Source organism: Nitrospira tepida, assembly GCF_947241125.1.
GTDB lineage: Bacteria > Nitrospirota > Nitrospiria > Nitrospirales > Nitrospiraceae > Nitrospira_G > Nitrospira_G tepida.
The window spans coordinates 4,539,889-4,564,828 of record NZ_OX365700.1; the positions used below are offsets into that span (position 1 = coordinate 4,539,889).

The window sequence follows — 24,940 nt, forward strand, 5'->3', positions numbered from 1 at the left end:
CTCGATGGAAACGGCCGGCCGATGACCGTTGCGCTTGGAGCGACTCTACAGCGAATCCGGCCGATCGGCCAACGAAAACGGACCGGGCGATCATGTCCGATCATTGCGCAATCCCTTGGCCACCGCACGGCCGACGAGCCGCCCGATCAATTCACCGATCGTCGTATGGGTTCCGCTGTAGCGAATCGACGGTCCGTCGCCTCCGGCGATGACGACCGCGTCCGTCCCGGTCCCCGTAGCCCCCGGCCGGCCGGTCCAACTGGGAACTCCCGCCTCCAACAGAACCGCGGTCTTGCTTTCCGTCGCTACCTGCACCGCCGTGACCATCGCCGACATCGTGAGGGCGGCATTGGTGATCAGGATGATATTGATGGTCCCGGCGCCCTGCGTCACCCAGCGCCGCCCGGCCAGATCGGTCGGCTCGCCGGCCCTGACGGCATTCGTCACGCCCACCGTCACGAACCCTTCGACCCAGAGATTGTTTTCCTCCTCGCGACAAACCACCAATCGGTCCAACAGCACCGCCGTCATGAGCCCAACGGTCGGTGGAGGAGCCTGGAGCGCCGCTGCCACGCGCCCAAGGTATCGGGACGGATCACCCCATCGCCGCAAGACAGAGACATCGGCGATTTGAGGAGAGGGCGACGCGCCTTGAATCGGGTTGTCCGGGACCTGATGGTTGATGATGGAGCGGGCCTGGACCAGGCCTCCGCCCCGCGGCGCAGAAGACAAGACGCGCCGAGCCCGGCCCAGATCGATGAGCAAGGTACGGTCTTTCACCATCCACTTGGCCGGCACCCTCTCGGATGGCCTGTCTGCTCCTCTACCCATGCAGAGCGGCCTCGATCGCGCGCAGCAGCAGGTCGTTCTCCCTCGGCGTCCTGATTGCGACCCGAACCATGCGTTCGGTGAGCCCGGCGATCGTCGAACAGTCCCGAACCAGCAGGCCGCGATCGCGGAGCCGCTCGGCCACATCAGAGGCGCGGAGGGAAGCCGGCAGCTCGATCAGAAGAAAGTTGGCCTCGGAGGGAAAGACCTGGAGGTCTGGTATTTCGCGCAAGGCCCGGCCGAGCCTCGTTCGTTCGTCCGAGATCAATGCCAGAGTCTTTTTTCGATAGGCCGTATCCTTCAGACCGGCCAGGGCTGCGGCTTGAGCCAAGACATTGACCGACCAGGGAGGCTGTCGCCGCCGCACCTGTTCGACGACGTCCGGTTGCCCGGCCAGGTAGCCGATCCGAAGCCCGGGGATGGCGTAAAACTTGGTGAAGCTTCGGAGGACCAGGAGCCGCGGATGCTTTGAGACCTCCTGAAGCATCGAATGCTCCGGCGCAAACTCAATGAAGGATTCATCGACGATCGTCCAGATGTGCCCATCACCCAGCGCCGCAACGAGCTTGAGCAGATCACCCTTCCCAATCACTCGGCCCGTTGGGTTGTTGGGATTGCAGAGAAAGACCGTGTCGAATCGCCCCTTCCCCGTCCGCATCAGATCCAGTGCTTCTTCAATCGGAGGTCGATAGTCATCGGCGCGCGATGCCGAGACATGCGTACAATGGCCTCCCGCTCGGTGCACGGCCCGTTCATATTCCGAAAACGTGGGCCCGATGATCAGAGCCTTGGTGATCGAGAGGGCGATGGGCAGCAGGTACAACAGTTCCATCGATCCGTTGCCGATCAGATAATGGGCCGGAGTGAGACCGGATCGTCTGCTCAGAGCCTGGACTAGGTCGTGGGCTTCCGGGTCCGGATAATGGCGCAGCATCCACTGGCTTTTTCGCAACGCCCGCAGGACCGAGAGAGACGGCCCCAGCGGGTTGATGCTGGCGCTGAAATCCACCAGATCGGACGGACGGCAGCCTCGTTCGCGGGCCGCGCGATAGAGGTTCCCCCCGTGGATGTCCTCCTTCACCACAGCACCAAACAGGCCAGGCCCGCCGCAAGGGCTGAGGCAATCCACATCAGCGACAGGGCTTCGGGAATCAATTCCGGTGTCAGAGGCCGGACGGCCGTGCCGATCATCGGCCTCGCCTTGACGATCCCGTCATAGACGTTCGCACCGCCCAGTTGAACCAGCAAGGCGCCGGCCATGGCCGCTTCCGGCCTGCCGCTGTTGGGACTTGGATGGTGTCCTCCGTCTCGACTCAGCACGACCCAGGCTTGATGCAATCGAGCGAGGCTCCGATAGCGCAGGCCCGCCGCGACAGCGATCAACAGACCGGTCACTCGCGCCGGCAGCCAGTTCATCACATCATCCAACCGGGCCGAGGCCCAGCCGATGTGGCGAAAGGGAGGTTCGGGATGGCCGATCATCGAATCGAGCGTGTTGACGGCCTTGTAGGTCCAGGCCAGCGGTGCTCCCCCGACGGCCAAAAAGAACAACGGCGCGACAATGCCGTCGCTGGTACTTTCCGCCACCGTTTCGACCGTGGCCCTCACGATCTCGCTTTCGGAAAGCGAAGCCGTATCCCGCCCAACGATCCGGCCGACCGCCCGTCTGGCTTCGTCCAACGACCCGCCGACAAGCGCATGCCACACAGCCTTGGCATGGTCCTGGAGATCGCGGGCCGCGAGCGCCAAGAACGAAAAGACCATCTCCACCATCAGCCCAAGCTGCGGATGGAGCTGATGGGCCCCCTGCACCAAGCCCCAGACGAAGCCAAACACAAGACCTGGAACCACCAGCGTGACCGCGACTCCGGCGGAGGTTGCGACAATCCGGTGCCCAACCGTAGACAGCAGGGGTCGTTCGAGCCTGTCGATGAGGCAGCCGATCCACCGGACCGGATGCGGCAGCCATCGAGGATCGCCGATCGCGAGATCCAAGGCGCAGGCCCCGAGGAGGACGGTCATGGTCATCGGCGATCCAAGAAAGCTGGCACAAGGATGAGAAACGCCACCTCCGTCACCTCATTGATGAGGCCGAACACATCGCCGGTCATCCCCCGACAGAGCCGCCAGGACAGCCACGCGATTCCTCTCGCGAGGAGCCCGGCCAGTGCCAGGATGATCAGCCCGCCTGTCAATCCATAGCCCCAGATCAGCCAGGCGGCGGCTGAGATCGTGGCAACGACGACATGCTCGGTTCTCAGAGCAGCGAGAAAGGGTTGCCCCAAGCCCCCATCGGCTCGGGCATAGGGCATCCGCAATCCACCGACCGTCATGGCCCATCGGCCCACCAGCGGCATGCTGGCTACGGCGAGCCACCGGCCTGCATCAGGCAAGGCCGAGAGGCCGAGGTAGCGGAGCCCGAGCGACATGATCAGAGCCACGGCACCCATGGCGCCGACGCTGGAATCGCGCATGATCGCCAACCGCTGCTCCGGCGTCCGTCCACCAGCCCATCCGTCCACCGTGTCGGCCAACCCGTCCAAATGGAGGCAGCGCGTCAATAGAATAAGCAGGAGTATCACCAGCCCATCGCTCACGGATCGGGGGATGGCCATTTCACAGAGGACCATGGCGCCGGCGAGGATGCCTCCCAAGATCAGGCCGACGGTAGGGAACCACATCATTGACCTGGCCAATTGGCCCGAGATGATTGGTTGGTGCCCCCGGCTCACCGGAATCGCGGTCAGGAATTCCCAGGCGACGATCATAGGATGAAGAAACCGAAGCCCAGGACCGGGGACTGAGGACTCAGGACTGAGCACCGATTTCTTGGCCTCCTGAAAAGCATTCCATTTGAATTTCACCTCAGCACTCAGCACTGAGTCCCTCGTTCGGACACGCCCGCTTCGTCGAAGGTGGCCATCTGCGAGTAAATCTTGAGCGCCGCCTGCACCAACCCGATGCCGAGACAGGCGCCTGTCCCTTCACCGAGCCGAAGGTAGAGGTCCAGCAGAGGCGCGAGGCCCAGCCGTTTCAACACAGCCCCATGTCCACATTCGACCGATCGGTGGGACGCGATGAGATAGTCACGGCAAGCAGGAGCCACGCCCACCGCGATCAGCGCGGCCGCTCCGGAGATGAAGCCATCCAAGACCACCGGGATGCGGGCCGCCGCGCCGCCGACTATGAGGCCCGCGATGCCCGCAATCTCGAAGCCACCCACTTTGGCCAGCACGTCGAGCGCGTCGTCCGGGTTGGGCCGATGGAACGCCAGCGCGGCCTCGATCACGCGGATCTTGTCTGACAGCCTGCGATCATCGATCCCGGTCCCTCGTCCCGTCACAGCCTCCACCGGCTCGCTGGTCATCAGGGCGGCGATCGCGGCGCTCGCGGTCGTATTGCCGATCCCCATGTCGCCGGTCCCGAGCAGGCCGATGCCTTCCCTGGCCGCCTCCTGCGCCAACGTGGCGCCGGCTTCCAAGGCCCGGATGGCCTGTTCGCGGGTCATGGCCGGCTCGTGCAGAAAATTTTTCGTGCCGGGCGCGATCTTTCGTCGGATCAAATGGGGAAGGGCGGGAAACTCCACTGCCACCCCGATATCGACGACCCGGACCTCCGCATCGGCATGTCGCGCCAAGACGTTCACCCCAGCGCCGCCGCGCAGGAAATTCAGCACCATCTGCGCCGTCACCTCGATGGGATAGGCGCTCACCCCCTCCTGCACGATCCCATGATCGGCCGCAAACGTATAGACGGCCGCTCTTGGGATGTTCGGCATGAGTTTCCCGGTGAGCATGACATAGCAGGCGGCCAATTCCTCCAAACGCCCAAGACTGCCGGGTGGTTTGGTCAGACGGTCAAGACGGCGCTGCGCCTGCTCCAACAGGCCATGATCGGGCGGCTGAATGAGCGACAACAGATCATCGATGGTCATCACTCCTCCTCTACTTCAGTCTCAACGTCTGGCCGCTCACGATGAAGTGGACCTCATCCGCTTCGGCGGCTATTCGTTGATTGACCCTCCCGGCCACATCACGAAACCGCCGGGCTGATCGACCCAGCGGCACCAACCCGAGGCCGAGTTCATTGCTGACGAGCAGGACCAGGGCTTGGGTCCTACGAATGGCCCGCAGCAGATCGGTGACATGATCGTTCACCGCGTCATCGCGCACCCCCGTCGCGCCCAGGTTGCTCAGCCACAGGGTCAGGCAATCCACGACGATCGCGCGGTACTCCTGTCCCTGTTTTCGAAACCACCCGGCAAGATCGACGGGGACCTCCATCGTCTCCCAATCTGGCGACCTCATACGTTGATGGCGTCTGATCCGCTCGGCCATTTCCCGATCCAGCGCCTGTCCCGTGGCCACGAAGGCCTTGGGCGCCGCGTTTCCCGCCAATTCGAGCGCCGCCTGACTTTTCCCCGATGAGGCTCCTCCCAACACGAGAACCAGTTTGGCTCGCCTTCTGCTTGTCTTCTTCATACCCCTCTTCACGATTTTCGTGGAACGCGTTGGAACGGGCATTCCGACTCTTCCTCTGCAGCTCGACGTGGTTTCCCCACGATTCATAGTGCACGAGCCGATCCAGCGGCAGCCTGACCCGCCACCCAACCGTTTCAAGGTCAGGCCTTCGCGCAAACTCGGACACATAACCGAGACAGAGGTAGGCGAGCACCGTGACCGATTTGGGAATGCCGAGCAGGCGCTTCAAGGCGGTATGATCCATGATGCTGACCCACCCGACTCCGATTCCTTCGGCCCTCGCCGCCAGCCACAGATTTTGAATCGCGCAACAGGTGCTGTAGAGGTCGGTGTCCCTCACGGTGGACCGTCCGAGGACCGCTCGGCCTCCGCGCCGGCGGTTGCAGGTCACGCAGAGATTCACCGGCGCTTCTTCGATGCCTTCGAGCTTGAGACTCCGATAGAGATCGGCGCGCATCCCGTCATACTGCCTCGCCGCCTCATTATTGATCCGGCGAAAGATTCTCTTTACGGCGCGCTTCGTCGTTCGGTGACGCACCACCACGAAGTCCCAGGGCTGCATGAAGCCGACCGACCCGGCATGGTGCGCGGCAGTCAGCAGCCTTCCCAGCACGTCATCAGGGATCGGCGCCGGCAGGAATCCCCGGCGCACATCGCGCCGCTCGAAGATGGCCCGGTACACGGCGCTTCGCTCCATGGGAGAAAACCCGGCATCGGCAGCGAGGGCTTCTTCACCGAGCCGAATAATGGATGGTGGATCAAACACCGGACCTCCCTGTTCTTAGTTCCCGCTCGTCGCAGGGGGATCATCGACCGGCTTCTGAACAAGACTCACATCCCCCGCACTGACTTTCTTGAGGCAATCGGGGCAGAGACAATCCTGGAAGCGGGCCGCGATCCAATCCATCTGGCGTTCCGTCACCCCGACCTGCCCGCACCAACAGCCCCATTGCCCGCACTCGAAGGTCCGGCCGCAGGCTTCGCAGGTCTTTGTGACCGGCCCTTTCATCCGCGCTCCTCGCCAAGCCGACTCCGGCTCGCCAGTCAGAACTCCACTCCCGCTTGCGCCCTGACGCCCTTTCGGAAGGGATGCTTCACCTGCTTCATCTCCGTCACCAGGTCCGCAGCCTCGATCAACTCGGCCTTGGCGCTCCGGCCCGTGACGACCACGTGCTGCATCGGCGGCCGTTCGGACAGGACGGGAAGCACCTCGGACAGGTGGACGTATTCGTGCTGCAGGACGATATTGAACTCGTCGAGGATCACCATCGCGTAGGAGGGATCGCGGAGGAACTCGCAGGCCTTCTCCCAAGCTCGCTGCGCGAAGGCCGTGTCCCGTTCCCGGTCCTGCGTTTCCCAGGTATAGCCTTCTCCCATGCGAAGGAACGTCACGAGCGGACCAAAACTCTTGAGCACCCGCTCCTCCGCCGTGTCGATTGCGCCCTTGATGAACTGCACGACCGCCACCTTCTTCCCATGGCCGACACAGCGGAGCACCATCCCCAGCGCGGCGGTCGTCTTGCCCTTGCCCGCTCCCGTGTAGACGATGAGCAGGCCCTTTTCCTCCTGCGCCCGTTCGATGCGGCGATCCACCGAGGCCTTCAACCGGGCCATCCTGGCCTTGTGCTCTTCATCGTCCGTCATCCGGCCTGCCTCCCCCCCGAGGCGTTTAACCTGCTCTGCCTGGCCGCTTCGACCAGCGCCTCCGCCACCTGCGGCCGGCTGGCAAAATGCAGGTGCGTGTACAGGGCCAGGGTCTTCTTCGTGACCAGCCCGTCCGGTCCCTTGGTTTCACCTCGCGCATCGGTCAATCGGCAGGCATAGTCGAGCGGTCCCGTCGCGCTCAAGGCGGAGTAATGGAATTCATGCCCGCGCACGACCGTGCCCAGCTCACCCAGGATGCAGGGCCGCGAGAATTCGACCGTCCGGTATCCGAGCGTGAGCCCCGATCGTCTCATGCCCGCTTCCGCGGCGAACAGGCCGACCATCTCGTGCGACCGGCCCTTGAAATCGCGGATCGCCTTGGTCAGATACATCAGCCCACCGCATTCGGCGTAGATAACGCCGCCTCGCTCCGCGAAGGATCGGATGGCCCGCTTCATCGCCACGTTCGCAGCCAGTGCTTCCCCGTGGAGTTCCGGATAGCCCCCGCCCAGATACAACAGATCGACGTCGGGCAACGTGTGGTCGCTCATCGGCGAGAAGCGGATCAACCGCGCTCCTTCCGCCTCGAGCAAATCGAGGTTGTCCTGATAGTAAAAGCAGAAGGCTTGATCGTAGGCGATGCCGATCCGGATGTCGCGGCCGGTGTGCTGCTTCACCGGAACGATCGGCGCGGCAGGCAATTCAACGCTTGAGCCGGCCAGATGCTCGATCAGATCCAGATCGACCGTCTCCGCCGCGGCTCGGCCCAGCCGCTCGTAGAGATCGGCCGATCCCCGTTCGATCGCCGTCATCAACCCGAGATGGCGATCGGGAATCGACGCCGATGGATCGGTCCGCAGGTACCCCACGACGGCAACGTTCGTTCGCTGGTCGACCGCTGCTTTCAGGAGACGGTAATGGCCGTCGCTGTTGACCCGATTGAAGAGCACGCCGGCAATGTTGAGCAGCGGATCGAACCGGACAAAGCCTTCGACCATCGCCGCGGCGGAGCGAGCCATGGCGCTGCCGTCGATCACGAGCAGCACCGGCGCGTCGAGCTGTTTCGCCAATTCCGCCGTGCTGCCAAGCTCGTTCACCGGCGAGCTGCTGTCGAACAGCCCCATCATGCCTTCCACGATCGAGAGGTCCGCGCCGGCCGCCGCGCGGGTGAAGATCGCTCGATTGACTTCTCTCCCCAGCATCCACCCGTCCAGATTGCGCGACGGACGGCCGGTCGCCGCCTGGTGGTGGCCTGGGTCGATGAAGTCCGGCCCGGCCTTGAACGATTGAACCATCCGACCTCTGGCTGTGAAGGCAGCCAGCAAGGCCAAGGTCACCGTCGTTTTCCCGACGTTGCTGCCGGTGCCGGCGATAATGATCCGCGGCGCCTTCACGATCACTCCTCAGAAAGTCAGTTTAACCCCGCCAAAGACCGACCGAATGGGCGTGCCGAAGCCGATGATTTCTTCATATTGCTGATCGCCCAGATTCTCGACCCGACCGAAGAGTTGCACGGTCCTGTTGATGTCGTAGGTGGCCGACGCATTCACCACCCCGAACGACCCCAACCTGCCCGCCGGGGCATTGTTCGCATCGTTGTTGCGCGCGCCCACGAACCGATAGTCCACGTGTAATTGCAGCGCTGGAATCGGCTTGTAGCTCACGCCCAAGCTGGCCTGATCGATCGGCACACGGGCCAGCCTGCGTCCGTTCGTGAGATCCCGATTCGACGTATAGGTGTACTGCCCGCGAAAACTGAGCTGCTGTGTCACATCGACCTTGAACGAGGCCTCCCATCCCTGCGTCCTGGCTTCCCCTATGTTCTCCGGCCTCAACAGGGCCCCGGCCACGACGTTCTGGATCAGGTTCTCGAAGTCGTTGTGAAAGTAGGTGACGGAGAGGAACAGTTTGTCCTGCCAGAGAGACTGATCGACTCCCACGTCCCAGCCGTGGCTCTCTTCCGGCTTAAGGTCCGGATTGCCGAAACCGGGAAAAAACAATTGGTTGATCGTGGGCGCGCGAAATCCTGTGGCGTACGAGCCGCGGAACTTGGTCCCCGTTTCCGGAATCCGGTAGCCGCCGGTGATGCGGTAGGTCGTGGCGTCGCCGAAGGTATTGAAACTGTCTTGCCTGACTCCGGCTGTAAACAGCACTCGGTCCTGAAGATTCACCTGCGCCTGGGCAAATCCCGCATGGGATGAAAGAATTTTCGTCGGGGACGTGGCCGGTTGGAAGCTGGGGTTGTCACCCTGCTCGTCGCGATATTGATAGCCTGCTGACAACAGGAGTGGTTTCCCAATCTGGAAGTTATGCTGCCATTCGATTCGACGATTGAGGATCTCGATGTCGGACAGGGTCCGCGGCGAGAGCTGGTTGACGACACCCGTCTCAATGTTCCGCCGCACCGACCCGCCGTCGAACGACAGCCGCTCATGGTTTTGCCCAACGGTCAGCTTCTGCGACCACCAGGAAGTCAGCGGCTGTTCATAGGCGGCACTCAAGATGAGCGTGTTAGTCGTGAACTTCGATCCGAGCACATCGAATTTCGAGGTCGTGGTGACATTGTCGAGAAACACATCCGAGTTCCACCAGCGCGCCGTCACGTCGAGCCGACCGTCTTTCGGCAACGTCACCCCGACCCGTCCCGAACCCTGCCAGTTATGAAACGCATCCCGTTCCGTCGCGCCACGCCGATAGTTGGCCACGGAGAAGTTGCTCGTATCCCAACGGGACAGCGAGAGCGCATAGTCCACCGGGCCTTTGGTCCCCGAGACCTGCCCGCCTTCCCGCAACGTGGCGAACGAGCCGTACTCCATAAATGCGCTGCCGGTGAGCGGCCCCGTTCCCCGCTTGGTGATGATGTTGATCACGCCCCCGATGGCGTCTGACCCGTACAACATGCTTTGCGCGCCGCGCAAAATTTCAATCCGCTCGATGTTCTCGGCCGTGAGATTGGCAAAATTGAAGTCGCCGCTGGTCGGGCTGTTGACGATGGCCCCGTCGATCAGGACGAGGGTGTGGGCCGAGTTGGCTCCGCGGATGCGCACCGTGGCGTTGGTGCCGGGCCCTCCGTTCGAGAAGACGGTGGTGCCTTGAGAGAGGCGCAAGGCGTCCACGACCGTCTTGATCCTCTTCTGCTCCAATTCCTCGCCCTTGATGACCTCGACCGCGCTCGTCACCTGCGTGATCGGAAGCGGCGTTTTCGTCGCACTCACGACGACCTCGCTCACTTCGAGCGGCTCGTCCGCCGGCTCCGCCCACGCCGCCGTTCCCATGCTGCCTCCGGCCCAAACCAGACTTGGAATCACGACACACCATCCCCATGACTTCATACACTCCTCCCCCATGCTCGAAGGGCTGAGCAGATCTGTCCGTCGGCTGGGTCTCCTGACTCGCGGATCGTCGCGATCCCGCGCCTTCCCGGCTTGGACGTCATTCGTCATTGGTCATTCGTCATTCGCGGGAAGTGAGAGATCTTCCCCATTCGATTGACGAGTGACGGCTGACGGTTGACGCCTAAACCAGTGGCTCTTGTGCGGGACCACTCCTCGCTTACAGTGGCGGCACCGTGAGGGCTTTGCACCCTCTTCCCCGTCCCCGACGACTTCTTCCTGACCCCCTCCTTGAAGATTGACCCAGTGACCGTACCCCTATCTTTGACGTTGAGGCGCGGGTACATGCGCCTCAGCAACGCGTCATTCGTGAACCGTCATTCGTCATTTGTTGAGAACACCCCTGTGCGTCGCATTTCCCTCCCCGTCTCGCACGGTTGACGAATGCCGGTTGACGTTCTTACGTCGGTCGTCGCATCCACGCCGGCAACGTCACCCGCGGCCGTCCGGACTCAGGATGGCGGTCGACCAGCACGTCGCATCCATAGACGGCCTTGAGCACGTCCGGCCGGATCACCTCCTCCGGCGTGCCGGCGGCGACTAGCGCTCCCTCCTTCATCATCAACATTCGATCGGCATACTGACCGGCCATGTTTAGATCGTGAGAGATCATCAGCAGGGTCAGCCCCTGTCGATCTGCCAGTCGGCGCAGGAGCGCGCTGATGTCGATCTGGTGCGGCAGGTCCAGAAACGCGGTCGGCTCATCCAGCAGCAGGACCTGCGGCGCCTGCGCCAGCGCGCGGGCGATCCAGCAGCGCTGCCGTTCCCCTCCCGAGAGGTCCGTCACGGCGCGATCCTGCAGGTGGGCGACATCCGTGGCCTCCATCGCCTCCCTTGCGATGTCGAGGTCCTCCTCATCTTCCCACCTGAACCCGGCGCGCCACGTCGATCCATGATGCGGATGCCGGCCCATGAGAACCGTTTCGAGAACGGTGAAGGGAAAGACCTGATGACTCTCCTGTGGCACCATTGCCACCGTGCGGGCGACCTCGTCCTGCGGGATCGTCGCCAGATCGCGTCCGCGCAAGCGGATGGTACCGGCCTTCGGGCGGAGGACTTTGCCCAGCAGTTTCAGCAGCGAGGTCTTGCCAGACCCGTTCGGGCCGACGATCCCGACAAATTCACCGGCTCGGATGTCGAAGGTCAGCTCTCGCACAGCCCACAGCAGCCTGTCTGGATTGTCCGCCGGATAACAAAGGCTCAAGGACCGAACTTCATACATCGGTGTCGAGGTCATGGTCTGAACGCCCGCGGTCGCAAACAATGAGTGCCGTTCATCGGCAACCGCATCCCCGTTGTGTTGCCCATCGTTCACGCCAGCCGATCCCTTCGCCAGAGCAGGAGATAGAGAAAGAGGGGTCCACCGGCGAGCGCCGTGACAATCCCCACCGGAATCTCGGTGGGTGCGAGCAGCGTCCTTGCCGCTGTGTCCGCAACCAGCAGGGCCATGCCCCCGACCAGCGCAGAGGCCGGAAACAGGAGCCGGTGGTCCGCGCCGAACAACAACCGCACGGCATGCGGGACCACCATGCCGACGAAGCCGATCATCCCGCTCACGGACACGACGGCGCCGGTCACAAGGGCCGAGGTCACGAAGAGCCGCTTCTTCACCCGCTCCGTATCGACGCCGCAGGAGCGCGCCGCCTCTTCTCCAAGGGTCATGAGGTTGAGTGAGCGCAGTTGGGTCAAGAGCAGCGCAAGCCCGACCAGGATGTAGCCCAGCAGCACGGTGAGCCCGGGAGAGACCTGCAACGTCAGGGTGCCCATCAACCAGGCCATCAAGCCGAACGATCGGTTCGGGTCCATGAGGAGGGTGGAGAACATGATCAGCGCCGAGAAGATCGCGTTCAGAATCACGCCGGCCAACAGGAGGCTGTGGATCGAGAGGCGGCCTTGGGTCGCGCCCAATCGATACACGAGCAGCAGCGACAGCAACCCTCCGGCGAAAGCGCAGAGCGGAAGCGCCGTGAGGGCCAGGAACGAGGTCCCAATGCCGAAGAGGATCGCCAGCGCCGCCCCGAACGCGGCGCCGCTCGATACCCCGACGACATAGGGATCGGCCAGGGGGTTGCGGAGCAAGGCTTGAAGCACGACGCCGACGCAGGCCAGCGACGCCCCGACGATCACGCTCAACAGGACGCGCGGCAGCCGCACGTGAAACAGGATCATGCCGCTCGTCCCGATCGACTCGCGGCCCCAGTCGCCCCGCCTGAGTGCGTGTAGGATGAGATCCGCCATCCGCTGGAGCCCGATATATTCGGTCCCGAATTGGAGACAAAGGATCATCAGCAGGATCAGTCCGGTCGTGAGCAGGCCGAGAACCCTGAACGCTCTCCTGCTCCGGCTGCCCGCGATCCGGTGGCTGCCGTCCATGGTCCGCGGCGCAGGCCGATTCGCTGGTCCGGACTGTGGTCGGGAATGCTGCTCCAGCTCCGCCATCTCCTGCGCCACGTCTCGATGGACGGACGGGCGCGGCATCATGCCGTCTGTCTGCCTCACGGTTGTGGCTCCCCGGCAAAGGCCTCCGGATGGATCGCCCGAGCCAGGGCTTCCAATCCGTCGCCGATTCTGGGGCCGGGACGGTTCAACAGATCGGACGGAACGGAACGGAGCCGGCCCTGCTGCACGGCAGAAAGATCGGGCCATCGCTTCCAGACCTGTTGCTCGCCGGGCGAGATCCCTTCCGCCTTCCCGACCGGAAAAAGCAACACCTCCGGGTCTTCCTTCAACACCACCTCCATGCTGAGGCGAGGGTATGGCATCGCCGCGTCGGCTGCGGCATTGAGCCCGCCGGCCAGACCGATCAATTCATGGATGAAACTGCCCGGCCCGACCGTGATGAGCGGATGGCTGTTCAGGACATAGAGGACACGCCGCGGCGGAAGGGCACGGACTTTGGACTTGATCGCAGCGATCTGCTGCCTGATGGCGGTCGCGACGATGTCAGCCTGAGACTCACGATGAAAGATCCGCCCGAGGGTCTGGAGATGCGCGATGATATCCGCGACGGAACCGGCCGAGAACACGAGCACCGGGATGCGCAACTGCTCGAGTGTGCCGAGCAGGTCCGCCCTCATGAACTCCCGCGGCGCCAGGATCAGATCGGGATCATGGCCGAGAAGCGCCTCAAGGCTGGGATTCGTATACCCGACTTTGGGTTTCGTGGCCGCTTGCGGAGGATAGTCGCAAAACGGCGTGACCGCGACGATCTCCCGGTCCAGGCCGATCGAGAAGAGCAGCTCGGTCAAACTGGGAGCGAGGGAGACGATGCGCGCAGCCTGGTCCGGGACAGAAACGGAACGACGGAGATCATCGACGAAGATCCGTTCAGCCGCATCAGCCGATCGAACCGCAAGGAGGAGGGTGCTCGTGAGGAGCAGCCATGCGAGGAGCGAGCGAACTGACCGTTGGTGAAGCCGGACACAGGACACAAAAAAGCCCTCGGGGCCTGCCAAAGCAATAGACCCGGAGGACTGCACCCTGCTTCTTCATCCTCACCGCATTCCCCACCCCACGGGGGAACCCTGGTCTGGTATACCGGTTAGGTCTTCTGACTTCTGGATCACCCGACTGCCCGCGTCTTCCCATTCGCCTGTGGCGAACAGTGACATCGTGCGGGAGTCGTCCCCAGTTACAGCGGCGGGACCGTGAGGGAGTCGCACCCTCTTCCCTTGAACCGGACGCTATGTCGGCCGGGACTCTAGACGGGCAGGAAGGGGGTTGTCAAGGTCGGGAGATCCGAGCCAGACGAACGGGTGTTGGAGTTCCTTCAGCGGGAGGAAGCGACCGCTAGAGAAAGAGGGCAACCCATCTTGGGGTCCTCTGGATGTCCGCCAGCAGCGCGAGAAGCATACAGTTTTTATGGTGAACCTTGATTAGACGCCCATGGAAGGCGCATACTATTGACACCCAGGCTACTTCTGTTACAGAGAAGGATGGCAGACCATGGCGAAATTGAATGTATCCATCGATGATCAGCTCAGAGAAGAACTTTTCAAGCTCGTTCCTCCGCGTCGGCGCAGTCAAGTCGTGAGTGAAGCGTTACGCAACGAACTGCTCAAACGAAAACGACAACACGCCACGGAAGTCATCAAGCATCTCAGAAAGCGAAGTGCGACCTTCAGTGGAAAAGATATCGTGGCGGCAGTGCGGAAGGAGCGAACTCGATCGGATCAATGATTATCGTCCCTGACGCGTCTGTCATTTTGAAGTGGGTGTTGGAGAAAGAGGACGAATCCGATTATCCTCAGGCCTTGCAGCTTCAACAAGCGCTCCTCGCTCAGGAGGTCGAGATTCGATTGCCGACTCTGTGGCGATACGAAGTCGGAAATGTATTGGGCCTGAAGCAGTCGGCCTTGGCTACGGAATTAATGAGCGCCCTTCTTGCCTATGAATTCGAAGAGGTTCCGCTCAGGACCGAGTACAGCCTGGCGGTGCTCGAACATATGCATGAGGTCAAGGGCGTCACTTTCTATGATTCCGCTTATCATGTCCTCGCGTTGCGCACCAAAGGACTGTATCTCACGGCCGATACGGCCTACGAAAAGCGGGCAAGACGAAAGGGCCATGTGGCGCTGCTACGGGAATGGCGAGAACCGTAATCTGCGTACGGCCCTCAACCGGGAAGAGTACGCTCCCCGCAAGGTCTCGTGTTCTGTATACCGACCCTTCGAAGGCTGACAATGAACCTCTGACTCACGGGGCACCGCCCGCCCGCGATGAACAGTGACAATGTGCGGGAGTCGTCCCCAGTTACAGCGGCGGGACCGTGAGGGAGTCGCACCCTCTTTCTTTGAACGGGACGCTATGTCGGCCGGAACTCCTAGTCGGGCGGGAAGGGGGCTGTCAAGGTCAGGGGCGACGGGAACGCCATCGGGGCAGCACGGTCGAGCCTCGCAGCGGAGAGCAGGAGGACGCACAGACCGTCCTTTCGCGACTCGATGCTCGAATACACCGACTTGGTTTTGATCGCCGAATGCTCTAGCCCGCATTATTCATGACGGTTCGTGACGAAACCGACAAGACGCCAGGCGAGACGGGCACGCGGAGCCCCAAGAGGCCGAGGCATACTTGAAACAGTATGTCGAGGCCTTGAGGGGCGAGCCTGCCCGCCAGCATACGCTGCATGCCGCATGCTGGCTCGTCGCAGCAGCGTATCGGCGGTTGCAGTAGAAGCGTTCATGAATAATGCGGACTAGCTTGCGTGCGGCGCTTCGATGACGTGAATGATTTGCGGCGCGACAAAAATTCGGTTCCGTTGCTTCCCGGTGGCTTCCTTCAGAATGCCCTTGTGGATCAACTTCTCAATGTTCAACTGCGCCGAGCGATGCGTCACCTGTAAGAGCTTTGCCGCCTGACTCGCCGTAATCGCGGGATAGGCAAACAACTGGTCGATCAAGCGAAGCTGGAGCGCCGACGAGCGAGCCGACTGGAATTCCTGACGGTAGCCCTGCCACAACTCACGCAATCGAGCAGAACGGATCAGTGCATCCCGCGACTGCTCCGTGACACCGCGAAGAAAGAACAAGATCCACTCCGCCCATTGGCCTCTCTGACTCACGGCCAGAAGGAGCCGATAGTACTCGTCGCGGTGACGCTCAAAGTACGCGCTCAAATAAAGGAGCGGCTCCGATAACGCTCCCTCTTTGCAGAGCAGGAGCGTGATGAGAAGTCGTCCGATCCTGCCATTCCCATCCAAGAACGGATGAATCGCCTCAAACTGGTAGTGGATGGCTGCGAGTCGAACAAGGAGCGGCAGCGTGGAGGACGCATGAAGATAGGTTTCGAACCGGGCGAGGGCCTGTTCCATCTCTTCGACCGGAGGCGGGACATACAGGGCCTCCATCAGAGTACAGCCGGCAGGGCCAATCCAATTCTGGGAGCGACGAAACCCACCGGGAGTCAGGTGTTCCCCGCGTGTGCCCTCCATGAGACGTTCGTGCAGTTCCCTGATAAAGCGGAGGCTCAGCGGAAACTTGTTCAGACGCGCGAGTCCATATTCCATCGCCTTCACATAATTCCCCACCTCGCGGGCATCGGGCACTTTGGGATCGACCGCCCCCGATGCTTCGAAAAACAGGAGATCGGACAGCGAAGCCTGGGTTCCCTCGATGCGACTGGAGAGCACCGCCTCGCGTCTGATAAAGGGTCCGATGAGCAAGTGGGGGTTCGGTAAGGTGCGAGCTGTTCCTGCGAGTTCGCTGAGGGCTCTATCAGCGTCAGAAAGCTGGTTCACCAGATCCCAGCTCAACGTCAGCTTGGGCGGAAGGGGGTTCGGGACAAAGGCCCAATAGTCGCGCTCTGTCTTGACGAGCCGTCCGTTCTTTTCATCTGTAAAATCAGTAGGATTCATCGATCATTCTGGCAGTATGATACTTTCATTCCCTTCCTTGCCATCAATGATACTTTGAGGCTTGAAAGTATCATTGACCATCCACTGTGTCAATTTGCGGAGGAGGTTGTCAGGCCGGATCGATGATGAAGGCCTGGAAGAGATCAAGAGGTCATGCTTCGCGACTCCATGCGACATGCCCTCGCACGATCCTCCAACGGGAAGAGTAGTATGCCCGCAAGGTCTCGTGTTCTCTATACCGATCCTTCGAAGGCTAACAATAAATCTCTGACTCACGGCTCATTGCCCCCTGCGGCGAACAGTAACAAGCTGGGGGACCGTGAGGGAGTCGCACCCTCTTCCCTTCAACCGGACGCTATGTCGAGCGGGGCTCTAGCAGGCTGCGGAAAAACTCGATTTGTGTGCTTCGACAGGCTCAGCACGATCGGGAAACCCCAGCATATTCAACGACCGCTTCGTTCGTCCTGAGGCTCTCGAAGGATGAACGGAGAGGTTTTCCGCAGCCTGCTAGACGGGCCTAGAGGGGATGTCAAGGTCTGGGGCAAGCTCATCGGAGCAAAGCCTCGCTTACTTCAACAGTCGTGGCAAGGAACGGACGGCAATTCCCTACACGAGCAATACGGGAGTTTCTCCAGTGGTCACGAGGAGGGAACATCCGCGCTAGACCGGCTCATCCCGCAGTTGCTGCAGTACTCTCTCTGCCGATTGCCCCAGGCCGGGCACCTTGGCCTGGACCACATCCCAGACGACATAGAGGTCCAACCCAAAGTACCCATGCGCGATCACATCCCGGAACCCGGCTGCCTTCGACCAGTCCGCCTCGGGCATCAGGGTCCTGGCCTCTGGGGGGAGATGCTTCGCAGCCTCGCCGATGATCTCCAGGTTCCGGATCACCGCATCGATCATCATGTCGTTCGCCCGAAACGCCTCGAAGGTAACGCCCTGGGTGTAGCGGCGGATTTTCCCGCAGCTCTCCAGATGTCTTCGAGGTAAAAGAGCCAGTTACGCGACATGCACCCGGTCCTTCTCGACGATCGGCCGCATGCGCGGCTTCAGAGCCTCTTCGGTCACGAGATCGACGTTGGCCCCCAGAAGAGTTTCCAGATGGGCCTTCAAATCCATGTAGCCGTCGAACGTGGGGTGCCCCTCGAATTCGACGAGTACATCCACGTCGCTGCCGTTTCGCATTTCATCGCGGGCGGCAGACCCGAACAGGGTCAGCCGCTTCACGCCGAAGCGAGACTGAATCTCCGGAAGATGTGCATGCAAGGTGGATAGCACCTGGTTGCGCGTCATGGGAGTTTTCCTCCTGGGAGCAGTGGCCGTCAAATCCACGTGCCTCGGCTCAATGAAGGATCATCGGCGGCACTTTGTCAAGCGCCGCGAAGGCCGGCATCCAATGGATACCGCTCCTTACTCGTTGTCTCTACCGGTCAGCGTGTACTCGAAGCGGGCACCCTCCACAGCCACCGCGCGCACGTAGAGTTGGAACTCCTCTTGAGTCAGACCGGCCTTCGGAACCCATGCCCCGGCGACGACCCGTCCACGACGAACAGTGGCATGGTGCGGAGGTGGTCCCAATTGTCACGGAGATTCTTACGTCAGGATTGCTTCTTCGTCAGCTACTGGAAGGTTGGGGTCGGCTGTGACAGACAGCCAACGTAATGTGGCGAGATTACGAATGGTTGAGGCGACCGTCTTTTGATCAAGAGGCGGACGACGCTTCTGCTTCCAATGCAGAACCGTATCTAACACCTCGGTCTCGGAAGGCAGCTCGCGCTTTTCTCCCGCCAGTTCACTTGCCGCGAACAAGACGGTTGCGATGAGTTCAGCTTGATCGGTGTTGACTCTCGTGAACAGATCGACTGTTTTGTCGAGAATTGTATTCCACTGCTCGAAGAAGGATGCATACTTCTGTCGAATGCGAGTGAAGTTCGGTCCCACAGTAACCATGAACATCTTTCCGCGACGTTCTTCTTGTAATAGACCGTTATTGATGAGCTTGGCTTCGAGTCCTTTCAACTCGCCTGAGAACGGCCCGAAACTGCCTCGTTGATACTGCAAACCGGTCGGCAAACCCTCATTAGTAGCAACATAGGCAATTTTCTGAAACAGAGTTCGTCCTACAGGCCAATGGTAAGGCTGCTGTTCGATGCGGGCCAAAATCTCAACGAGCGCCACCCAACCTGGATTGAGAACCGAGTGGTCATTCTTGGTCGTCGCCTCGACATGCTGATCAGCACCTTGCCCCAGGAATTCCACGGTCAGTTCTTTCGGATGCGTGCCATACGGAGCGTACAGCTCAACAGGAATCGGCATGTCCTTTATAAAACGATAAATTAAGGGGCCGATCACTCGCCATTCCAACTGCCCGTTACCACAACCGAGCGGGGGAATCGCCAAGGAGGTGACACCCCACGCTTGATACTGATTGAGCAGATGTTGCAATCCACGCTCAATGTCACTGACCTTGGAAATTGACTTCCAATGATCTTTGGTTGGGAAGTTGATGATCTGGGGCGGGAACAGCGTTTTGAAAAGGTAAGGAACGCCGGGCTTCACTTCCCCCCGCTGACATCGTTGCACGTAGTCATCATACATATCCGGGAATCGATTCTTGAATTCCAGCGCAATCCCTTTCCCCATGACGCCGACGCAATTGACCGTGTTGATCAGCGTCTGGGCTTTCGACTTGAGAATGTCGCCGACAAGGATTCGCATGGCTATCTGTTAGAAGAACATAGCACTGTTGATCACGACCGGCAATCGGGTCCCCAGTGCTTCAAAGACCTCCAACGCCCGCTGGTTCGCCACATAAGCACCGATTATTAAGTCTGAGCTGACGGAGTTAGGCACCAGAACCTCTGCACACTTGATCGATTTGCGCCTCATCGCCTCATACGGATCGTCAGCATTGGTCCAGAATCTGGCAAACACCAGGTCTCTGTCTAAAGCGTCTATTCCTGCCGACGCCGTATAGAAACGCACATAATCGCTGGCCGCATTGCGGTCGGCGACAATCACTCCCGGCTCATCGAGCACGGCATGGTCGATTCTTAAAACGCAGATCGTATCGTTTCGGTCGCGTCGCCTGCTGAGCATAGGATTATGTGCGTCGAAATATAGATTGGCATACTCGTGCAAGAGACCGGCGCCAGGGATCCTTTTCTCTCGACGCCTGTCCTGCACCTCCTCCATAGCTACGGACGTGTGGGCTAACTGAGTCGCCCGTCGATTCGACAGAATGCCGTGATCTAAGATTGATGGCACGTTGTCGATTGCTGTGATGAAGTGGAGCTCGGTAACGTCTTCCCGGTTCACCTCTCGTCCTCATTCGCAACCTGACTTATACGGCACTTGATATAGAAGCCAATGATGAAGTCCAAGATCTTTCCTTTTTCTCGGTCGAGCTAGATCATTTTGCCGGCGTTGATGACACTGTCTTGCAGATAGCATCGAATTTGGCGTCGTCCTTCAGCTCCTCGATAAGAAAATCAACCCATTCTTGAGTGTAACCGTAGTCATTGTGCAGCTTGTCATATACACAGTACTTCGGGTCAGTCTCCCATGGGGTTTGGCTGCCCTTGGGAGGACGGACTTTGTATCGCCTCCAGCAACGGATGTGGGTATCCATGGTAAACTTTTCACCCTGTTTCCCGGCCCGCAACACTGTAGGATTGCCCAGTCCTTGCTGGACCTTTTTCACGACCTCCCCTGCTTTCATCGTGTCAGGGTTTAGTACTGGCACCGCCTTCGTCTTGACCATGGCTACTAAATGGCTAGAAGTTGTTTCAAAACCCTCTGTTCCCCCTTCGACGGGCTCAGGGCGAACGGAAATTCTCTCGCAAACATCGATAGTTGTCCGTTCGTGCTGAGCTTGTCGAAGCACGGTCATAAGGTTTTGAAATAACTTCTAGCCTGTTTCTTCTGTTCTTCTGTTAGTTTGTCGTAGTGCAAAAACTGAATAGAGGGTGCGCTGGAGCCGGGGTGGTTGGTCACTTGTATCAGAAACGCCTTGAATGAGTACTTGCCGCTGGCCAGAGTCTCGGGGGAGACGGTCGAGCGATAACGCTGGATAAAATCGGCGATCGGTTTCGCTGCGGGATTGCGAGTGACCGCATCTATCAGCCCTTCGGCCGAAGGGAACATCTGCAGGGAGAATGAGAGGCTTTCGCGCAGGCAATGTTTGCTGCCGAATTCCTTTTCCAGCATCTCGTCGAAATTTAGGAGCATCGCCTGACATTCGCCAAAGATGTTGGCGTCCAGTTCTGGCATCGAACGATGCTCGATCTTGTTCCGCAAGGGAATGAAAAACTCTAGATTCTTGCGCACCGCATTCATTGTGTCGCTGCCGTAGTACTGCCGCAGACACTCGTCCAACTCCCAATATCGGTAATCTCCGCCTGTCTTGACGTACCGTCCGCTTGGTTTCTTGTAAAAGGGCTTCCGTTTCTTCTTGAAGAAGATGGCATGAAACAACGCCGTCCAGGCGATCACCATCAATGCGATGTAACCACCTGATTTGAACTTCACAGCTGGCTTGTTATAAACCTCAACGGCCAGCAACGCGGAGTCGTGCGCTTTATCCAAGGCTGATCTAACTGCCCTCGGCAACCCCCTCATTTCTATTTCTCGTCTTCGCTGTCCGTATACTGGCCCATACGGTGCTTGATATCGTAGTTGATGATGAAGTCGAGTTCCTCATCCGTGAAGCCGTAGTGCATCGCCAGCACGTATGGTGCCCACTGTACACTCCAGTGAAGGAGCCTTCGAGATCATTATCGGGAGTCGTTTCTTAGCCGGTGATGATCCCAATTCATAGACTGTGCACGTGTGGTGGAGTGTGCAACGTTTGAAAAAGACTGTTGCTCTTTGTTTTCTCGACAACATTCGCTTACAAAAGTCTTTGAAGCCTGTGCAATGCCGCGCGAACGTCGTTCATGGAGCGCTGGCGTGCTAAGTGCTGTTCCTCAACATCGAGACAAGTTATCGTGAATTGTGCGAGCTTTGTGATGAGGTCGGCATTGGATACTACACGAATGTCGTGGGCACGAGCCGAGGCCATCAGGTGTCGGTCGAGGGAGGTGTTAGTGACCAGGAAACACTCACGTGGAAGGTTTAGAAGCCTTGCTGGGAGAATGTTATGAACGTAATATTCAATCCCGTTGACGAAGTGATCTACAACCTCGCTACCGAGAGAGGATCCGACGGCTGAATGCTTACACTCAATAAGGGTTACTGCCCGATGTGACACGGCAATAACGTCTACTCCTCGATCTCCACTAACTGGTGTAAGGACGACCTTTAATCCCTCTTGTTCGAAAAGTCTTGCGACCAGTGCTTCGAACATCTCTGGTGTCATGAGCTGGAGTTCTTCCTTATCCCGGATAGGCCGCACCTGCCCAGTGGATTGCGGACGCTCCTGCCGAAGGTGTTCGAATAATTCCGCTTCCAAGTTTTCCTCAGATGGTAATGGGATCAGGAAATCGCGAGCATCCTGCTCCTTGGTTAGCAACAGTTGATGGAGGCATTGGTCAAACGTGTGAAACTCACCCCGCGGATCGCGCTCAATGGGTAAGTAAACATGAACATCTCGTTCTTGTCCGATGCGGTAAACTCGGTCAGTTGCCTGCGCTTCTCTTGCAGGATTCCACCATCGGCCATAGTGGATCACGTGGTTAGCTGCAGTGATCGTTAGGCCTACACCAGCAACATCGGGCGAGAGGATCAAGACATTGAAGCCGGGGAGTGCTTCAAAGTCTTTGATCCGATTCGTCCGATCTTTGACGATGTAGCGGCGGCTCGTGATTGGTGACCCATTGACCACACCGACGGCAAGCTTAAACTCGTGTTCGAAGACAAGTTTGAGGATGTCTTGCATGGGGCGAGACCGGGTGAAGACAATTGTCTTTTCACCTTGTTGACGGATCATGTGCAGCGTTTTGACAACTTTTTTTAGCTTTGGGGACGATTGAAGGTAAGAAAGCGGGTCCTGCAGTTCCAAGCGCCTGGTTGTGTCCAGTAGCGAAGGGTGCTGTGATAGTTTCGCTAGCCGATCAAGAAGTTTAAAGCGGTGCTCTTCGGCGCCAGGGTTCCGCATCCGAGCCAGGCACTCAAGGTGTAAGAGACGCTGCTCAGGTGTAAGGTCTGCTTCGAGTACATGGGGCGGATGCTTGACTGGCAAACCCGACAGGAGTTGCTTCTCACGTCGAAGCAAGAATGCGTCCGCCTTTCTGTAACGTAGCCGGTCGCGCAGCGTCTGTAGGTGCCGCAGGCGCTCATCCGACGTGCCGGTCATGGCCGGCTCCTCATAGGCCTTTACGAACTCGCGGTAACTCCCCAGCAGCACACCTGGTTGCACGAAATCCATGATGTTCCAAATATCCGAAAGTCTGTTCTCGACCGGTGTACCGGTGAGCGCGATGCGAAACTTGGGATATAAGGCTTTGACAGCATGAGAAATACCGGTCGAACGGTCCTTGAACTCTTGCGCTTCATCGGTGATCACCATGCGCCAACGGATACGGGCGAGGGAGTATTGATAGTTTCGCACCGTCTCGTAATTGGTGAGCACCACACGATGGGCTTGGATCCGGTCGAGATCGAGAACTGAGGTCTGAGCCTGGGCCTCGCGAAGAGTATTGGTGACACAACGAAACTGATTCAGCGTGGCACCATGTAGTACCAGCAGGGGCTCGAAAATTTCGCCACGGTTCATGAAGTGCCGTCGCATCTCCTCCTCCCATGTGGGAAGCAGCATGAGAGGCGCAATGATGAGGACAGGACCTTGCCCGGAAGACAGGCCAGAGTCCGTGGGCCGAGCAGACTCTAGGTGTGCGGCAACAAAGGCAAGTATCTGGAGCGTCTTACCAAGCCCCATCTCGTCAGCTAGTAGCCCGCCGCGACGAATAGGACTGTGACGGTACAAATGTTGAAGCCAAGCGATGCCTTCAGCCTGATGGGGCATCAACCTGTCACAACGGGTAAGGCTCTTGGGTAACTCAGGCACGGGTGAGCCGGGGATGGACTGTGCTGCCTCATCGTACTCGAGAACCTCCTCATTGGCATAAATGAGGAGATTCGCTGCATCTGACGATGCTGACTTTTGGCGATTGTCCTGTCGGTCAAATCGTTTAACGAGACTGGTAAGCGCGCGGACAAGGGAATCAGTAACAGGCACACTTGCATTCTTAAACCCGACAAAGTTCTGGCCGGCAGCATGGGCTGCGCCAACTTGTTCCGCAAAATTGCGAAGTTCATCGCGTGATTCAAACTGCACTTGCTGGGACCCGCCATCGGCAAACTCATAGACGAGTCCTACCTCAGGCGTTTCCTCCTGATTGAAAAGACGACGCCCATCTTTTCGCACATACGGGGCAACTCGTGCTGGGTACTTGCCGATTCCACGGACACGTGGGCCGTAGAGTGAGACATCAATAAGGTCGAGGTCACATACGCCTTCGAAGAGCGAAGCAGGATTGCCAAGGATTTCGAGTTTTGCTGCACCTCCCACGTGTCGAACGGTTTGCATGACCTTAAGAGCTTTCTGGAGATCTTCGTGTAGCACCACTCGCACCCGACCTCCATCATCAGACGGCAAGACGTAGACTGCATCCACATCGCTCAGTTGGTAGTAGACCTTCTTGAAAGCATCTCGTGGAATTCCGTCGAACGACGGGAATAGACTTACGTGGCCATTCTCATCGAAGTCCACATCGAGGGAGACTTTAGAGGGAATCACAACATGAGTTGTAGCTAGCAGTGAATCAGCCTCAGCATCCGATTCTTCGATCAAAGCCTTGATTGAAGCAAATTCTTTGAGAGCACCAGCTGTGCTCTTGCGCTCTGGTGGTAAGGCATTAAAAGCCTCGATTGCGTTCAACAGATGGTACGTGGCTTGAGGAAGTCGATAAAGCGTTTCCCCGACCAATAGAAAGCATCCGAACCTCAAAGGCGTGAACACTCGTGTTCCGACTTTTATTTGAGCGATATAGCCAAAATCTGGGGCGCCAAAGATGCTGTGTGCACGGATGTGGACGGAGAACGGTGACCATTTAGTCAGATCGCTGAATAGAGTGAGTCCCTGGTCTTCAATAGAGTCTAGATGTTCATAAGAAATTTTGAGGTGTTGTCCATCAGGAATGGCGAGTTCCTGGTCGACTAGTTGTTCCACCACGGTCCGCCAGGTTCGGACACGGGCTGATTCATCCTGATATCCAGGCCAGCAGTCGCTCCGTGCGAGG

23 protein-coding genes, 1 pseudogene and 3 riboswitches are annotated in these 24,940 nt (G+C 59.3%); of the genes and pseudogenes, 2 read left to right on the top strand and 22 right to left on the bottom strand.

Annotated elements, in window-relative coordinates:
* Positions 1-90: 90 nt before the first annotated feature.
* The 14 genes and pseudogenes from QWI75_RS21545 to QWI75_RS21610 all read right to left on the bottom strand — a co-directional run bounded on the left by QWI75_RS21545 (position 91) and on the right by QWI75_RS21610 (position 13,776).
* Positions 91-831 (bottom strand): adenosylcobinamide amidohydrolase, encoded by a 741-nt coding sequence (locus QWI75_RS21545; RefSeq protein WP_289271433.1) that lies wholly within the window; start codon positions 829-831, stop codon positions 91-93.
* Positions 824-1,909: a threonine-phosphate decarboxylase CobD gene (gene cobD / locus QWI75_RS21550; RefSeq protein WP_289271434.1), complete on the bottom strand. Its 1,086-nt coding sequence runs from the start codon at positions 1,907-1,909 to the stop codon at positions 824-826. The genes QWI75_RS21545 and cobD overlap by 8 nt, the downstream gene beginning before the upstream one ends.
* The gene (cbiB, locus tag QWI75_RS21555) at positions 1,906-2,856 is read right to left on the bottom strand and encodes an adenosylcobinamide-phosphate synthase CbiB (RefSeq protein WP_289271435.1); all 951 of its coding nucleotides are present in this window, start codon (positions 2,854-2,856) and stop codon (positions 1,906-1,908) included. Before cbiB ends, cobD begins: the two co-directional genes overlap by 4 nt.
* Positions 2,853-3,707 (bottom strand): adenosylcobinamide-GDP ribazoletransferase, encoded by an 855-nt coding sequence (locus QWI75_RS21560; RefSeq protein ID WP_289271436.1) that lies wholly within the window; start codon positions 3,705-3,707, stop codon positions 2,853-2,855. Before QWI75_RS21560 ends, cbiB begins: the two co-directional genes overlap by 4 nt.
* Complete coding sequence (gene cobT / locus QWI75_RS21565) at positions 3,701-4,765, bottom strand: nicotinate-nucleotide--dimethylbenzimidazole phosphoribosyltransferase (protein WP_370693599.1); 1,065 nt, start codon at positions 4,763-4,765, stop codon at positions 3,701-3,703. Before cobT ends, QWI75_RS21560 begins: the two co-directional genes overlap by 7 nt.
* A 7-nt stretch (positions 4,766-4,772) precedes the next feature.
* Positions 4,773-5,309, bottom strand: a complete 537-nt coding sequence (gene cobU, locus QWI75_RS21570; protein WP_289271438.1) for a bifunctional adenosylcobinamide kinase/adenosylcobinamide-phosphate guanylyltransferase — start codon at positions 5,307-5,309, stop codon at positions 4,773-4,775.
* A 103-nt stretch (positions 5,310-5,412) separates the two neighbouring features.
* Positions 5,413-6,006 (bottom strand): annotated as a pseudogene (bluB, locus tag QWI75_RS21575) (5,6-dimethylbenzimidazole synthase); the annotation flags it as partial.
* A gap of 84 nt (positions 6,007-6,090) precedes the next feature.
* Positions 6,091-6,318 carry a cysteine-rich CWC family protein gene (locus tag QWI75_RS21580; protein WP_289271439.1) on the bottom strand — a complete coding sequence of 76 codons (228 nt, stop codon included), beginning with the start codon at positions 6,316-6,318 and terminating at the stop codon, positions 6,091-6,093.
* A gap of 35 nt (positions 6,319-6,353) precedes the next feature.
* Positions 6,354-6,953 (bottom strand): cob(I)yrinic acid a,c-diamide adenosyltransferase, encoded by a 600-nt coding sequence (cobO, locus tag QWI75_RS21585; RefSeq protein WP_289271440.1) that lies wholly within the window; start codon positions 6,951-6,953, stop codon positions 6,354-6,356.
* Positions 6,950-8,347 carry a cobyrinic acid a,c-diamide synthase CobB gene (locus tag QWI75_RS21590; protein ID WP_289271441.1) on the bottom strand — a complete coding sequence of 466 codons (1,398 nt, stop codon included), beginning with the start codon at positions 8,345-8,347 and terminating at the stop codon, positions 6,950-6,952. The genes cobO and QWI75_RS21590 overlap by 4 nt, the downstream gene beginning before the upstream one ends.
* Positions 8,348-8,356: 9 nt before the next feature.
* Positions 8,357-10,285 (bottom strand): TonB-dependent receptor plug domain-containing protein, encoded by a 1,929-nt coding sequence (locus QWI75_RS21595; protein ID WP_289271442.1) that lies wholly within the window; start codon positions 10,283-10,285, stop codon positions 8,357-8,359.
* Between the two features lie 27 nt (positions 10,286-10,312).
* A riboswitch (cobalamin riboswitch) is annotated at positions 10,313-10,588 on the bottom strand.
* Positions 10,589-10,745: 157 nt separating this feature from the next.
* The gene (locus tag QWI75_RS21600) at positions 10,746-11,660 is read right to left on the bottom strand and encodes an ABC transporter ATP-binding protein (protein WP_289271443.1); all 915 of its coding nucleotides are present in this window, start codon (positions 11,658-11,660) and stop codon (positions 10,746-10,748) included.
* Complete coding sequence (locus QWI75_RS21605; RefSeq protein WP_289271444.1) at positions 11,657-12,844, bottom strand: FecCD family ABC transporter permease; 1,188 nt, start codon at positions 12,842-12,844, stop codon at positions 11,657-11,659. Before QWI75_RS21605 ends, QWI75_RS21600 begins: the two co-directional genes overlap by 4 nt.
* On the bottom strand, positions 12,841-13,776 hold the full coding sequence (locus QWI75_RS21610; protein ID WP_289271445.1) for an ABC transporter substrate-binding protein: 936 nt from the start codon (positions 13,774-13,776) through the stop codon (positions 12,841-12,843). Before QWI75_RS21610 ends, QWI75_RS21605 begins: the two co-directional genes overlap by 4 nt.
* A 91-nt stretch (positions 13,777-13,867) precedes the next feature.
* Positions 13,868-14,057, bottom strand: a riboswitch (cobalamin riboswitch).
* Between the two features lie 233 nt (positions 14,058-14,290).
* On the opposite strand from QWI75_RS21610, the gene QWI75_RS21615 reads away from it, so the two are divergent.
* On the top strand, positions 14,291-14,524 hold the full coding sequence (locus tag QWI75_RS21615) for a hypothetical protein (protein ID WP_289271446.1): 234 nt from the start codon (positions 14,291-14,293) through the stop codon (positions 14,522-14,524).
* The gene (locus QWI75_RS21620; RefSeq protein ID WP_289271447.1) at positions 14,521-14,946 is read left to right on the top strand and encodes a type II toxin-antitoxin system VapC family toxin; all 426 of its coding nucleotides are present in this window, start codon (positions 14,521-14,523) and stop codon (positions 14,944-14,946) included. The genes QWI75_RS21615 and QWI75_RS21620 overlap by 4 nt, the downstream gene beginning before the upstream one ends.
* An 88-nt stretch (positions 14,947-15,034) precedes the next feature.
* A riboswitch (cobalamin riboswitch) is annotated at positions 15,035-15,132 on the bottom strand.
* Positions 15,133-15,539: 407 nt separating this feature from the next.
* On the opposite strand, the gene QWI75_RS21625 is transcribed toward QWI75_RS21620, so the two are convergent.
* The 8 genes from QWI75_RS21625 to QWI75_RS21660 form a co-directional block, all read right to left on the bottom strand.
* The gene (locus tag QWI75_RS21625; RefSeq protein ID WP_289271448.1) at positions 15,540-16,697 is read right to left on the bottom strand and encodes a Fic family protein; all 1,158 of its coding nucleotides are present in this window, start codon (positions 16,695-16,697) and stop codon (positions 15,540-15,542) included.
* 660 nt (positions 16,698-17,357) lie between these two features.
* The gene (locus QWI75_RS21630) at positions 17,358-17,699 is read right to left on the bottom strand and encodes a HepT-like ribonuclease domain-containing protein (RefSeq protein ID WP_306417612.1); all 342 of its coding nucleotides are present in this window, start codon (positions 17,697-17,699) and stop codon (positions 17,358-17,360) included.
* Positions 17,700-17,993 carry a nucleotidyltransferase family protein gene (locus QWI75_RS21635; protein WP_289271449.1) on the bottom strand — a complete coding sequence of 98 codons (294 nt, stop codon included), beginning with the start codon at positions 17,991-17,993 and terminating at the stop codon, positions 17,700-17,702.
* A 300-nt stretch (positions 17,994-18,293) separates the two neighbouring features.
* Positions 18,294-19,418 (bottom strand): type II toxin-antitoxin system antitoxin DNA ADP-ribosyl glycohydrolase DarG, encoded by a 1,125-nt coding sequence (gene darG / locus QWI75_RS21640; RefSeq protein ID WP_289271450.1) that lies wholly within the window; start codon positions 19,416-19,418, stop codon positions 18,294-18,296.
* Positions 19,419-19,427: 9 nt separating this feature from the next.
* Positions 19,428-20,018, bottom strand: a complete 591-nt coding sequence (locus tag QWI75_RS21645; protein WP_289271451.1) for a DUF4433 domain-containing protein — start codon at positions 20,016-20,018, stop codon at positions 19,428-19,430.
* 94 nt (positions 20,019-20,112) lie between these two features.
* Complete coding sequence (locus tag QWI75_RS21650; protein WP_289271452.1) at positions 20,113-20,403, bottom strand: hypothetical protein; 291 nt, start codon at positions 20,401-20,403, stop codon at positions 20,113-20,115.
* 185 nt (positions 20,404-20,588) lie between these two features.
* Entirely contained in the window at positions 20,589-21,287 is a 699-nt protein-coding gene (locus QWI75_RS21655) for a DUF3644 domain-containing protein (RefSeq protein WP_289271453.1), read from the bottom strand.
* A 304-nt stretch (positions 21,288-21,591) separates the two neighbouring features.
* Positions 21,592-24,870 carry an SNF2-related protein gene (locus QWI75_RS21660; RefSeq protein ID WP_289271454.1) on the bottom strand — a complete coding sequence of 1,093 codons (3,279 nt, stop codon included), beginning with the start codon at positions 24,868-24,870 and terminating at the stop codon, positions 21,592-21,594.
* Positions 24,871-24,940: the final 70 nt, after the last annotated feature.

What these genes read in the sequence shown, in the direction of transcription:
- QWI75_RS21635 (WP_289271449.1), bottom strand. Translation starts at nt 17,993, where the DNA reads ATGACGCGCAACCAGGTGCTATCCACCTTGCATGCACATCTTCCGGAG.
- QWI75_RS21615 (WP_289271446.1), top strand. Translation starts at nt 14,291, where the DNA reads ATGGCGAAATTGAATGTATCCATCGATGATCAGCTCAGAGAAGAACTT.
- cbiB (WP_289271435.1), bottom strand. Translation starts at nt 2,856, where the DNA reads ATGACCATGACCGTCCTCCTCGGGGCCTGCGCCTTGGATCTCGCGATC.
- QWI75_RS21580 (WP_289271439.1), bottom strand. Translation starts at nt 6,318, where the DNA reads ATGAAAGGGCCGGTCACAAAGACCTGCGAAGCCTGCGGCCGGACCTTC.
- QWI75_RS21595 (WP_289271442.1), bottom strand. Translation starts at nt 10,285, where the DNA reads ATGAAGTCATGGGGATGGTGTGTCGTGATTCCAAGTCTGGTTTGGGCC.
- darG (WP_289271450.1), bottom strand. Translation starts at nt 19,418, where the DNA reads ATGCGAATCCTTGTCGGCGACATTCTCAAGTCGAAAGCCCAGACGCTG.
- cobU (WP_289271438.1), bottom strand. Translation starts at nt 5,309, where the DNA reads ATGAAGAAGACAAGCAGAAGGCGAGCCAAACTGGTTCTCGTGTTGGGA.
- QWI75_RS21545 (WP_289271433.1), bottom strand. Translation starts at nt 831, where the DNA reads ATGGGTAGAGGAGCAGACAGGCCATCCGAGAGGGTGCCGGCCAAGTGG.
- QWI75_RS21620 (WP_289271447.1), top strand. Translation starts at nt 14,521, where the DNA reads ATGATTATCGTCCCTGACGCGTCTGTCATTTTGAAGTGGGTGTTGGAG.
- QWI75_RS21625 (WP_289271448.1), bottom strand. Translation starts at nt 16,697, where the DNA reads ATGAATCCTACTGATTTTACAGATGAAAAGAACGGACGGCTCGTCAAG.
- cobO (WP_289271440.1), bottom strand. Translation starts at nt 6,953, where the DNA reads ATGACGGACGATGAAGAGCACAAGGCCAGGATGGCCCGGTTGAAGGCC.